Source organism: Pilosibacter fragilis (assembly GCF_032490495.1).
Lineage (GTDB): Bacteria > Bacillota > Clostridia > Lachnospirales > Lachnospiraceae > Pilosibacter > Pilosibacter fragilis.
Genome location: NZ_JAVYJB010000035.1, coordinates 1 through 12,031, shown reverse-complemented (window position 1 = coordinate 12,031; position 12,031 = coordinate 1). Strand labels below are relative to the sequence as shown.

The 12,031-nt window shown below is 36.8% G+C and carries 11 protein-coding genes and 1 pseudogene; 8 read left to right on the top strand and 4 right to left on the bottom strand.

The window, feature by feature from the left end:
- Window positions 1-71 precede the first annotated feature (71 nt).
- Window positions 72-1,007, bottom strand: coding sequence for a PspC-like choline-binding domain-containing protein (locus ABCW45_RS17205; protein ID WP_343221254.1), 936 nt, complete (start codon window positions 1,005-1,007; stop codon window positions 72-74).
- Window positions 1,008-1,276: 269 nt separating this feature from the next.
- Between ABCW45_RS17205 and ABCW45_RS17200 the strand changes: the two genes are divergently transcribed.
- From ABCW45_RS17200 to ABCW45_RS17180, 5 genes are all read left to right on the top strand, one after another.
- A complete protein-coding gene (locus ABCW45_RS17200) occupies window positions 1,277-2,578 on the top strand; it encodes an AAA family ATPase (protein ID WP_144364148.1) in 1,302 nt (433 codons plus the stop codon).
- 2 nt (window positions 2,579-2,580) lie between these two features.
- Complete coding sequence (locus tag ABCW45_RS17195; protein ID WP_215703711.1) at window positions 2,581-3,237, top strand: RloB family protein; 657 nt, start codon at window positions 2,581-2,583, stop codon at window positions 3,235-3,237.
- Between the two features lie 862 nt (window positions 3,238-4,099).
- Window positions 4,100-5,281 (top strand): MFS transporter, encoded by a 1,182-nt coding sequence (locus ABCW45_RS17190; RefSeq protein ID WP_202184053.1) that lies wholly within the window; start codon window positions 4,100-4,102, stop codon window positions 5,279-5,281.
- A gap of 161 nt (window positions 5,282-5,442) precedes the next feature.
- Window positions 5,443-5,718, top strand: a complete 276-nt coding sequence (locus ABCW45_RS17185; protein WP_055275141.1) for a CD3324 family protein — start codon at window positions 5,443-5,445, stop codon at window positions 5,716-5,718.
- A 152-nt stretch (window positions 5,719-5,870) separates the two neighbouring features.
- Window positions 5,871-6,740, top strand: coding sequence for a 23S rRNA (adenine(2058)-N(6))-methyltransferase Erm(C) (locus ABCW45_RS17180; protein ID WP_131034270.1), 870 nt, complete (start codon window positions 5,871-5,873; stop codon window positions 6,738-6,740).
- 380 nt (window positions 6,741-7,120) lie between these two features.
- Here the strand turns inward: ABCW45_RS17180 and ABCW45_RS17175 are convergent, their stop codons facing one another.
- The 3 genes from ABCW45_RS17175 to ABCW45_RS17165 all read right to left on the bottom strand — a co-directional run bounded on the left by ABCW45_RS17175 (window position 7,121) and on the right by ABCW45_RS17165 (window position 9,288).
- On the bottom strand, window positions 7,121-7,603 hold the full coding sequence (locus ABCW45_RS17175; protein ID WP_044915059.1) for a hypothetical protein: 483 nt from the start codon (window positions 7,601-7,603) through the stop codon (window positions 7,121-7,123).
- A 223-nt stretch (window positions 7,604-7,826) separates the two neighbouring features.
- Window positions 7,827-8,306: an MGMT family protein gene (locus ABCW45_RS17170; RefSeq protein ID WP_002322212.1), complete on the bottom strand. Its 480-nt coding sequence runs from the start codon at window positions 8,304-8,306 to the stop codon at window positions 7,827-7,829.
- A gap of 310 nt (window positions 8,307-8,616) precedes the next feature.
- Entirely contained in the window at window positions 8,617-9,288 is a 672-nt protein-coding gene (locus ABCW45_RS17165; RefSeq protein ID WP_002322214.1) for a helix-turn-helix domain-containing protein, read from the bottom strand.
- A gap of 496 nt (window positions 9,289-9,784) precedes the next feature.
- On the opposite strand from ABCW45_RS17165, the gene ABCW45_RS17160 reads away from it, so the two are divergent.
- From ABCW45_RS17160 to ABCW45_RS17150, 3 genes and pseudogenes are all read left to right on the top strand, one after another.
- On the top strand, window positions 9,785-10,846 hold the full coding sequence (locus tag ABCW45_RS17160) for a replication initiation factor domain-containing protein (protein ID WP_301950685.1): 1,062 nt from the start codon (window positions 9,785-9,787) through the stop codon (window positions 10,844-10,846).
- The gene (locus tag ABCW45_RS17155; RefSeq protein WP_055153685.1) at window positions 10,846-11,049 is read left to right on the top strand and encodes an excisionase; all 204 of its coding nucleotides are present in this window, start codon (window positions 10,846-10,848) and stop codon (window positions 11,047-11,049) included. The genes ABCW45_RS17160 and ABCW45_RS17155 overlap by 1 nt, the downstream gene beginning before the upstream one ends.
- 78 nt (window positions 11,050-11,127) lie before the next feature.
- Window positions 11,128-11,913 (top strand): annotated as a pseudogene (locus ABCW45_RS17150) (integrase DNA-binding domain-containing protein); the annotation flags it as partial.
- Between the last annotated feature and the right edge of the window lie 118 nt (window positions 11,914-12,031).

Sequence of the window (12,031 nt, the reverse complement as noted above, 5' to 3'; positions counted from 1 at the left end):
ACTATTTTTTTCTTAAATTCGGGTGTGTAACTTTGTGGCATGATAATTACCTCTTTTCTCTATTGGATTTATTATATCTTATTAGCCACTACTGTTACAACGTTAGTATAGCACTTCACGTCTTCCTCTTCATTTGTATCATTCGGAAGCCATGTCTTAACCCACTTGTTCTTCTTAGCGTGTCCGTCATCCTCATCGCCGCAGTAGTAAACCTCACCCTTTGCGGTCTTCATTTCTTTCTCATCATCCTCTTCGTCAAGCTGATAGAACTTAACGTTGCTGGATGTAGCAACATCTTCAGCTACCCAACCGTGCTGCATCTGACCTTCGGCGTTGAAGAGGTAGATCTGACCATTGAGGTTGGACTGCTTGCCTGTTGCCGGCTTACCGGTAGCTTTCTTTAAGTAGTACCAGTACTCGTCTTCATCAGCGTCATCATCTGTAACGCCCGGTTTTGTATCTTTAACCCATGCACCCTCTACACGAGCACCTGTCTCGTCGCAGTAGAATGTGTGGTCTTTCTCATAACCATTAGCCTCGTTGACTGCAGATGCACTATCACCAGTTGTTACCCAACCTGTGAGCATCTTTCCGTCACTATCGAAGTAGTAGGTTTTTCCCTTGTAAGTGATCTTCTCGCCTTCAGCTCTCTTACCGTTGGACTTGAAGTAGTACCACTCCTCATCAGCGCTCTCGTCATCGTACGGAGTTGTTAATCTCCAGTCGTTTGTGATCTTAGCACCGCTGCTGTTTACGAAGTAGTAAGAACCATCGTACTCAACCCACGCGGAACGAACGAGCTGTCCGTCATCTCCTACGTAGTACTCTTTACCATTGCTGGAGCAGAATACGTTTGTATATGCGTCACCGTTTTTGTCATAGCAATACCACTCGCCATCAACCATCATCCAGGTTCCCTTGGAAGCTGCGAAAGATGTCATGGAAGCGCCTAATGCTAACAGAGCTGCTGCGGATACTACTGCAGCAATTTTAGTCTGCTTTCTCATAATTAATGCACTCTCCTTTTGTTTTTTTGAAACGCTTTTTGAAATTCCTAATTGCATTACGAAGCCATTATACTTCCGATAAGTAAAACTATCACAAGTTCGTTGTGGCTATCATGATGGGGCCTAAACAGGTGATGGTGGCAAGAAAACATTAGTATCAAAAAGAAACTTTCAACATAAATAAGACATAAAAATGTGAAAATCCTGCAATAATATATTGAATTACTTTAAAAAATAGCATATTATACTGATTAAAGGAGGAAAAACATATGCTGTTAAAATTTAAGGTGAAAAATTACAGGTCGTTAAGAGATGAGGCTGTGCTTGATATGGAAGCGGCTGGCATTGGAGATCACAAGGAGTGCCTGTTGAAATACAAAAATAACGTATATCTTCCAGTTATTTCTATCAACGGAAAAAATGGCGGTGGAAAGAGTAATGTCATCCGCGCAATGTGGCTGGCAGCACAGTTTATAAAAAATGCGCAGCGTACACAATATGAGGCAGCAGAGATTCCGGTAAGACCATTTGAATTAAATGACTATTCAAAGAAAGAACCTACCTCTTTTGAGTTTGAATATGAGGAAAAAGGTATATGGTATTGCTATGGCTTTTCTGCAACCAGAAAATGTATTTGTGAAGAGCATTTATATTGGGCACCGAAGGGACAGAGATCTGTTGTATTTGACAGGAAATATCAGGAGTTTTCATTTCCGGTTAATGGTGATAAGAAAATGAAAGAACTGATCGGCAAAGCAGTTGCTCCTAATCAACTATTTTTTGCAGTTTCCTGTACAATGAATTACGAACCATGTATTAAGGCAATGAAATGGTTCAGAACAAAGCTGTTTTTCTCCAGGGATTATTCAGATTTGGGTAAAAATTTATTGGAATATAGTGAGAACCCTGAAATGTTAAAGTCTATTGCATCAATTGCCAGAGTGGCGGATCTTGGCATTTCGGATATGAAATTTGAAATCAATAATAAGGCAATTACAAGTCTGGATGAATTGCCGGATGATATTCCATCGGAGACAAGGCAACAAATAGAGAAAGCATTAGCCCAATTTAAAGAAAGTCTGGCTGGAGATGCAGATAATGTGAGCGGTGCGATTCAATATAATGAATTGAAAGCAATATCATTTCACACAGGTATCGATTCGCAGGGAAGCAAGAATGAATATCCCTTAAACCTTTCTGATGAGTCAGATGGTACGATTCGTTTGATGGCAAGAGCTGCGGCAATGGAATCCGCACTTAACAATGGGGGGGTGTTAGTAATTGATGAAATAGAAGACAGGCTGCATCCGATGATCGTAGAATATATTATTAAAAGATTTCAATACAATAATGAGTTAAAAGCTCAATTGATTTTTACAACACATAGTGTAGATATTATGAATCGTGAACTGTTAAGAAGAGACCAATATTATCTTGTTGATAAAAACTGTGAAACGGGTGTTTCTGAACTGTATGCAGTATCAGATTTCTCAGTCAGAAATGATGAAAAGGTAGGGAAAGCATACTTGCTCGGAAAATATGGCGCAGTACCTTATATCAGGGAGAGATAATTATGGCACGAAAAAGTAAAAACAGATCCCGAAATCCTTATATTATCATATTTTGGGAAGGCGAAAGCGAAGAACAGTATTTTAAGTTTCTAAAGGATCGATTTCATGAAAAAGCAAATTTAAATATTCACAATAAAAAGGGCTTGTTTGCAGTGGCGGATAAGGCATTCAGTGCTAAAGGTATTTATGCGGATGATGTTCTGGACGTGGATGAAATCTGGCTTGTATTTGATACTGAGATCGAAATGAGGGTAAAGTGGAAGGAAAACTGGAATATCGTAAAAAAACTAAGGAAAAAGTGTAAAAACGCGATAGTTAAAATGTATATGACAAAAGGCTGCATTGAGTACTATTTCCTTTTGCATTATGAAAAAACACAGCCTCTCATTGCGACGGTTCAAGATAAAGAGAATCTTTTAAAGCGACTTTCAACGAAGGACCATTGTTCGACATACAAAAAAGGCGATAAGGATTCCATATGGCAGATTGCAGAAAGATATGAAACAGCCATTGAAAATGGGGAGTGGTGTCTAAACAGAATATCGGATGAAATGCAAGGTACGATGACCGAAGACGCAATAGCGGAAAAACTCTATTTTAGTGACAGTACGTTTACCAATGTACATCAGGCGGTGCAGCATCTAATTTCATTAGCCTGAAATTTAATATAAATTTTATATCTAATTTTCGATTATCCGCATAAACACTATACTTTCAAGTATTTTGAAGTATAGAAAAAACTCATTTTACCACGAATTTACCACGATTGAATGAGCCTTGATATGACCTATAAAATAACACCCAAAAGACATCATTACACCTAAATGGTGTCTTTTTAAAAAGCAGTCAATCCTAAGACTAACTGCTTTGTGTGTATGGATATGAAATTGTCAAACTGGGATTTACTTATATCTATTCCTATAAAAGTGTCAATATATATCCGTCTATCAGAGCAATTAGCAGATACATAATAAAGGCTCTGATAAACGCTTCTATATGCTTTTTCGGATTTTGATACAATTCCTTTTCTGGCATTTTTCTTAAACGAACACGCTTTGTATTCCGCCACCATAAAAGGTCTACAATAAATAAGTCAAAGATATTCAATCCCTGTCCTATAATACTTAAACAAAGAAAATTATGTGTGAAGCCATTTTCTTTGATAAACAACCCTAATATAAATAGTACGAACAGAAATAACAGAAAATTGGATATAAATAATTCAATTTATTGTGTTTTATTTATTGACTACTAAGCAAAAATAAATTATAATATTAGCTAACTGTATGGAGTTGATTTGTATATTGCTCATTAATATACAATCTCAATGACCATGAATGAAAGGAGCATCGTTATGTCAGGAATTATTATTAATTATTTTACTATCTCAAATAAACAGAATATATTTAATTAAAAACACATAGACACAACTATTTTATATATAGATATAAAGCGACAGTTGCGTTTTAGCGTGTCGCTTTTTTTGTTGTCCTTGTGTTAAAAGATGAAAGGATACTATATATGAAAATAAATAAAACCTGGAAATTTTCTGCTTTATTATTTTTAATAAGTCAAAATATCTCTCTTTTTGGTTCATCAATTGTTGGATATGCTGTAATTTGGCACATAACCCTTGAAACATCATCAGGTTTCTGGACGATGATGGCAACTATATTTAGCAATCTGCCCCAAATAATAATCTCCTTGTGGGGTGGTGCCTTAGCTGACAGGTTTAACCGTAAATATATGATTATGATGGCAGATGGTTTTATAGCATTAGCCACATTGGGTTTAGCAATATCGTATTGGACTGGTTTTCAAGATAAAATCTTGTTGTTGATTGTTATGGCAATCCGTTCAGCTGGGGCAGGTATTCAATCTCCAGCTGTTAATGCTATTTACCCACAAATAGTACCAAAGGAAAACTTAACCAAAATTCAGGGTATTAATCAAACGATAAATGCAGTTTGTTTATTGCTTGCTCCTGCCATTGGTGGTGTTTTGCTTGGGTCTATCGGTCTTGTTTGGGCTTTTATGGTTGATGTTGTTACAGCAGTTATTGCAATTACCATAATGAGCATAATTAAGGTTGAAAGACAGAATGTGACAGTAAATACAAACTCGATGATTTCAGATATTCGTGCAGGAATAGTATATGTATTAGAACATTCTGAATTAAAGAAATTAATTGTTTTTTATGCCGTTGCTTTTATTTTATTAACACCTGCAATGGTATTATCGCCGTTAATGGTTGAACGTACATTTGGAAATGAAGTGTGGCGATTAACTGCAAATGAAATTATTTGGACTATCGGTTCTCTTGTTGGAGGTGTCTTTATTGCATTTAGAAAGCAAATTAAAAATAAAGTATTTGCCATTGCAGTTTGTTTTGTTGCCTTTGGAGTAACATTTGGGTTTATGAGTATTGCAACAAATTTTGTAACATATCTCATACTTATTTTAATCTCAGGGTTTTTTATGCCTATACTTACTACTGCACAAACCGTATATGTACAGGAAATTACAGAGCCAAATGTATTAGGACGAGTTTTTTCAATTATCCAAATAGCATCTACAAGTGCTTTGCCAATTGCCATTCTATTTTTAGGACCATTGGCGGATATTATTAGTGTGCAATCCATGTTGTTTGTATCGGGCATTTTATTTGTTATCTGTGGAGCGTTGTATGGCAGGCTACGCTAATAAAATAAATTGATACACAAAATTACAGGAAAGGAGGGTAGATTTATGATGGGAGTAATTATTTCTGTGCAATAGCAGGGGCTATTGCACGCTAAAAGTGAGCAACTGAAAAATAGCCTTTGCTAATCCTAAATAACCATAGAGTGATTAGGAGATGCAAAATGAGCTATATTAATATATATGACGTTTTGCCAAAAGAAATTGTCGAGCAAATCCAAGAATATGTTGACGGTGTTAAGGTCTATATTCCCAAAAAAGCGGATAACCATAAATCATGGGGAAGCAATACGGACACTAAGCAATTGGTGTCATCTCGTAACCACCAAATAAGGCTTGAACATCAAAATGGATTAACCGTGTCCGAATTAGCTCAAAAGTACTTTTTGGCAGAAAAAACTATACAGAAAATTGTATATTCACGACAATCGACTGAATAACACTAAAGCGCCTAAGCTGTTGATAGCTTATGGCGCTTCTTCTTTTGCCAAACAAGAAGGAGGAATCAATATCCAGCCCTGAATGGTATGCTAAAGATATATTAAATTATATTGTGCAATTTTAGATATTCTTTCAGAGTGGAGGTGTTGTTTTGGTTGGAAAAAATAGAGAGATTAATCATTCATTACCCATCCATTTTTCTCAAAATTACTTGTTTAATGCAATGCTCATAAATAGATTACTTCAACAGTCAAACATTAATTCAAATGATGAGGTGCTTGATATTGGAGCAGGAAAAGGAATTATAACAAAAGCATTACTTGACCGTGGTTGCAGAGTTACTGCTGTTGAGCTGGATGAAAAAAACATATTGTATCTTAAAAAACAGTTCAGCAATGAAAAACGCTTTGCTTTGCTTTGTGGTGACTTTATGGAATTACCTTTACCGGAAAGGAGCTATAAGATTTTTTCTAATATACCTTTTTTTATTACATCAGATATTCTTAATAAGATTACACAAGCAAAAAATCCGCCCCTTGATACTTATTTAGTATTACAAAAACAGGCAGCTATAAAATATTGTGGGGCAATGGAAACTACATTAAAATCTCTTTTGCTTAAACCCAAATTCAATATGATGATTGTGCACCGATTTTCTCGCAATGATTTTTCCCCAAAATCAAATGTGGATATTGTTTTGTTACACATTCAAAAGCGCAAACTTGACGAATTTACCATGAGAGAATTTGAGCTATATCGTGATTTTATTTGCTATTGTTATAAAAATAATAGAACCTTTTCCAAAAGGATTTTTTCGTACAGGCAATTAAAAGAACTGAGAATAAGACATGGAATATCAAATTATCAGACCTCTGCAATAGCATATGAGGAATGGATAATATTATTTAAGTGCTTTTTACAGTATGTCAGTGACGAAAAAAAAAAGCAAGTGATAGGTTCATACAGGCAGTATTTAATACAAGAGTCACTTCTAAAAAAGCAATTTAGAGGAAGAAAATAGACTCGTAACATGAAACTCGCATTTAACGCAAGACCGCCGTTTTCCTTTTGAAAAATTGGACAAGCGGAGGGTGTATTAAAGTTGCCCTTTATTGAGGACACGGCGGTATCAAAGGAGATATTGCCGTGTTTATTTTTAACTCTCATGATCCACCTAATTTCTATTCATCAAAAAAAGCCTACACCCACCAGCGGGAAATTACGGTTTTCAATATGAACACACACATCATCAAGTAAATGTTAATATCTCCACTTATGCCCGACTGTATTTTCAGTCGGGCATTTTTGCGTTTATAGAGTCTCACTGTCGCTCTCCACCGCTGTCCTTTCGATTTCAGTAAACAAAAAAACGAAAGGATGGTTAAACCATGAAAATAATTCCTATAAAAGTGTCAATATATATCCGTCTATCAGAGCAATTAGCAGATACATAATAAAGGCTCTGATAAACGCTTCTATATGCTTTTTCGGATTTTGATACAATTCCTTTTCTGGCATTTTTCTTAAACGAACACGCTTTGTATTCCGCCACCATAAAAGGTCTACAATAAATAAGTCAAAGATATTCAATCCCTGTCCTATAATACTTAAACAAAGAAAATTATGTGTGAAGCCATTTTCTTTGATAAACAACCCTAATATAAATAGTACGAACAGAAATAACAGAAAATTGGATATAAATGTAACCACTTTATTGCTTTCCTTAAATTTTCCTTGATATTCTGCAATACTCTTTATTCGATTTTGCACTTCATCTGGATAAGATGAATAGCTTTTTAAATTTTTGTTATCTGTACCTGTTCCCCAAAAACATATTAGAAAAAACGCGATACATAAAATTACGGTTTCGATTATTATAATCATTCTGTTTCACTCCAAATTCTAATTTGTCCGTTTCTTCATATCCACATTATATCATTTTCATATCTGCACCACAATAAAATTTTATGCACCGATAATCTTATTGAACAGCTCTAACAAACACCATTTCATCACTCCAATCTGAAATTTAGGTATGAAAAAAGCAGTCAATCCTAAGACTAACTGCTTTGTGTATAGAGATATGAAATTGTGAAATAGAATTTGCCTATTTCAAATCAAAAAGAGAATTTTCATAGTCCTTTACATAGTATCGTATATTTTTACGCCCCTTTTGAATAATGGTATGTCCCTCTGCTTCTAATTTTTCTTTCTGTGCTTCAATACCATTTGGATATTTAGCATTTAATTCTCCGTTTGCTTTTAATGTTCTCCAATAGGGTGTTTCATCTTCGGAACGCTGATAACTCGCCCACGCTACAATAGAAACAAATATACCCGCTGTAATCGGCTCTGTAAAATCTGCACCACTCAATTTTGCAAAGTGTTCTCGTATTTTTCCAACCGTAATCACTTTACCATACGGAACTTTTTTCATTACTTTGTCATAGTCAATCGGGGGAGCAAAATACATTTTGTTTCCACCATATTTCTCAATACTTTTCTGGTCTATGATAATTTGAAATTTTGGCATATCCTTACTATCATGCAACATAGCATTAAAATCTTTTTTATCTTCATTTGCCATTTGTGCCACCTCCTACTTTAAGGATAGTCTGTTTCTTATTTCCATGCAATGAGGCTGTTTGAAAATTATTAACACTTTCAAATTTGTCGCTTTCTTCATATCCATATTATAACAGTTCCATATATCCGCCACAATAAAAATCAGCATACCCTTAGCATTTATGGAACAAAAATGCACACTTTTTCTTTCTTCCTCTTGATTACCCCACAACAGAAAAGAAAAAGCCCTGTCAAGAGCCTTGCCACCATTGGTGGTGCTTTGCACTCTTTACTGGGCTTTTTGTTTGCTGTATCTTCCATGCAAGAGGAAATTAAAGACCTCTGTTCCATTTCGCCTTTAGATAATCTTCATAGTCTGCTTCATTGAAGTCTACTTGTGGAGAAGTGTCGGGAATGTTGTTTCTGTTGTCTATATCCGCAAGCTGACGAAATATCCAATCATCATAAGGGTCATGGTATTTATACTCTTTGGGCTGTTCTCTGTATCGGTCTAACCCTCGCATTTCCTTATGCACTTTTATCATGCGTTCCAGTTTTTGACGCTGTATCAACTGCTTGATTTCCATAAGTTCTTCCAACTCCGTAACCTCATTGGTAATGTAGTTATGGATATACTGTATGAGTTTATATGCCTTGTAAAATGTGCATTCTTTTTCATCATCGAAAAATTCATTTTCAGACAGGTAATCTAAGGAAACATTGAAGTCTTGTTCCCGTTTGATAATATCCATGATATAGGGCTCGGTGTGGTCAATATACTTCCATTCTCCCGACAATAATTCATTGGGCGTTACACCCAGCACGTCCATTATCTTCTCTAACGTATCAAAGGTAGGATAATTCACGCCACGTTCAATCTTGGAAAGGCTCTGCATATTGATACCGATTTTGTCCGCAAGTTCCTGTTGTTTCATTCCTCTGTGTTTTCTTATGGTCTGTATGTTTTCTCCTAAGAAACTGATTTTCTTTTCATAATGCTCCATAACTTAGTATAACCGCTCCTTTCGTTGCTTTTCTTGGTATTTATAAGCATATCATACTTAATCTATATCTAAAAGTCAACAAAAACTTCTTGACAAGTAATTCTAATGGAGTTATTATCGTATTAGACAGAGTGATTAAGCACGCTAGGGTCAATCACACGCTTGAGTAAGCATATAAAATATATATTTTCACTTTGATAGCATGAATAAGCATGGACTATCAGACCGAAAATAAGGTTTCTGACTGGGGCTGTTCCGTTTAGCCACGAGCCTTACAAGGCTCGTGAGCGTTAAGAACGGGGCAGACACAGGAAGAAAGGGAACGCCTTTAGGCGTTCGTAAAGGGCGTATATGTAACACCGCCCTGCGTATACATGTCATAGTACCTAGAAACTGTGATAAATAAAGGAAAAAACACGATTTTTACCCCGCAAAAAAACGGGGCATACGAAAGGAGAAATGCACTATAACTACACACAAAAATTTATCCGTTAAGATTGATTACATCAGCATTGTATTTGAAACAGCAACCGCTGAAGATGTAATCATGCACATTTTAGGTTTACCGACTGACATTTTCAATGTTTATCCAGCAACGATAAAATTCAAGACTTATCAAGCACGCTGGCAGGTTGGAGATATTTATGTATCGGGAGACGCAAGAAAGACAGAGGATAACCCACAGGGGCTAGGCTGTTATCTTGTTATGACTGGCAGAGGTTGTGATGATATTTTCCGTATTCTCAACAATAGGAATTATACCTTTGGGGATATGTTCCGACGCTGTGAGCGAAGATACGGACTGGATAACTTCCATTTCACAAGACTTGATATTGCCATTGATGATAAAAACGAAAAACCATTCTTTACCATAGAGCAGATAAAGAAGAAATGCGAAAAAGAGGAATTTATCTCGAATAGTGAGGGCTACCACTTTGACGAAAGCAAGTTTGATGATTTCGACACCGCAAAGACTGTTTATATCGGTGCTGGTAAATCGGGATTGTCCTACCGTTTTTATGATAAAGATAAGGAAGTCTGTTCAAAGCATAATAAGACACTTGATGAAGTCGGCAGTTGGAAACGGACAGAAATGCAACTGCGTGATGATAAGGCTCATGCTTTTGCCATGACATTCAAAGACAGACCGCTGGAACTTGGGGAACTGGCTTTCGGTCTATTGGCAAACAACCTACGCTTTGTCGTGCCAAACAGAAATGAAAGTAATAAGAGCAGATGGAAAACGTGTCGGTTCTGGGAACGCTTTTTAGGGGCTGTGGAAGTCTTAAAACTGCAAGTACCGAAACTACATAATTCTCTTGAGGAAACACAGCAATGGCTCACAGAGGGTGGTGTGATTTCCGCTGTGAAAAGTTTTTACTTCTTGGAAGAACATGACGCATTAGGTGGACTGAAAAAAGTGGGAACTATGCTTGATAAGGCAAGATACAGCAATTCCCTTTCCAGCAAACTAACCGCCCACTTACAGAGGATAGACCGCACCGACCTTATCCCCTATATCCAGTATGACACGAAACATGGGAAAGGGGGTATCTGATGAATAACAACGATATTCCTGTATGGGAAAAATACACCCTTACCATTGAAGAAGCGTCAAAGTATTTCCGTATCGGAGAAAACAAGTTAAGACACTTGGCAGAGGAAAACAAGGGCGCTGGCTGGCTCATTATGAATGGCAACCGCATACAGATTAAACGCCGACAGTTTGAAAAGGTCATTGACAAATTGGACGCAATCTAATGCAAATGAGCCTTGTATGTGTTATGATAAACACAAGTCATATCAAGGCTCTTTCCAATAAGGAAAGGAGCAGACACCATGAAAGAAAAAAGACGGGATAGCAAAGGACGTATCCTGCATACTGGAGAGAGCCAACGAACAGACGGAAAATACTTATATAAATATGTGGACGCATTTGGAAACACAAAATATGTGTATGCTTGGAGATTGACACACACAGACCCGACACCAAAGGGAAAACGGGAAAAACCCTCACTTCGTGAACTGGAACAGCAGATAAGACGGGATATTGAGGACGGTATCGACAGCACAGGCAAGAAAATGACGCTTTGCCAACTCTACGCCAAACAGAACGCACAGAGGGCAAACGTGAAGAAAAGCACACAGAAACAACGGGAACAGCTCATGCGGTTATTGAAAGAGGACAAGTTAGGTGCTAGGAGCATTGATACGATAAAACCCTCTGACGCTAAGGAATGGGCGTTACGCATGAAAGACAAAGGCTTTTCCTATAACACCATTAACAACCATAAACGCTCGTTAAAAGCGTCATTCTATATCGCCATACAAGACGATTGTGTAAGGAAAAACCCTTTTGATTTCAAGTTGAGTGAAGTCCTAGAAAATGATACCAAAGAGAAAGTCGCATTGACAGAGGAACAGGAACAAGCCTTATTGTCATTTATTAAGACAGACAATGTGTATCACAAGTATTATGATGATGTGCTGATACTGTTAAAGACAGGACTTCGTATCTCGGAACTGTGCGGACTGACAATCATGGACGTTGATTTTATCCATGAGGTTGTAGTTATCGACCACCAGTTACTAAAGAGCAAGGAACAGGGTTATTATATTGAAACCGCTGATTGTCAAGGTAGTTGTCAGTAAAAATTTATATTCTTGTTTCGACAGGTTATCAGATATTGTTCTGTACCTGACGTGAGTATCAATGAATACCCCATTTTTATTGACAATCACG

Coding starts and splice junctions, on each gene's coding strand:
- ABCW45_RS17205 (WP_343221254.1), bottom strand. CDS start 1,007: ATGAGAAAGCAGACTAAAATTGCTGCAGTAGTATCCGCAGCAGCTCTG.
- ABCW45_RS17200 (WP_144364148.1), top strand. CDS start 1,277: ATGCTGTTAAAATTTAAGGTGAAAAATTACAGGTCGTTAAGAGATGAG.
- ABCW45_RS17195 (WP_215703711.1), top strand. CDS start 2,581: ATGGCACGAAAAAGTAAAAACAGATCCCGAAATCCTTATATTATCATA.
- ABCW45_RS17190 (WP_202184053.1), top strand. CDS start 4,100: ATGAAAATAAATAAAACCTGGAAATTTTCTGCTTTATTATTTTTAATA.
- ABCW45_RS17185 (WP_055275141.1), top strand. CDS start 5,443: ATGAGCTATATTAATATATATGACGTTTTGCCAAAAGAAATTGTCGAG.
- ABCW45_RS17175 (WP_044915059.1), bottom strand. CDS start 7,603: ATGATTATAATAATCGAAACCGTAATTTTATGTATCGCGTTTTTTCTA.
- ABCW45_RS17170 (WP_002322212.1), bottom strand. CDS start 8,306: ATGGCAAATGAAGATAAAAAAGATTTTAATGCTATGTTGCATGATAGT.
- ABCW45_RS17165 (WP_002322214.1), bottom strand. CDS start 9,288: ATGGAGCATTATGAAAAGAAAATCAGTTTCTTAGGAGAAAACATACAG.
- ABCW45_RS17155 (WP_055153685.1), top strand. CDS start 10,846: ATGAATAACAACGATATTCCTGTATGGGAAAAATACACCCTTACCATT.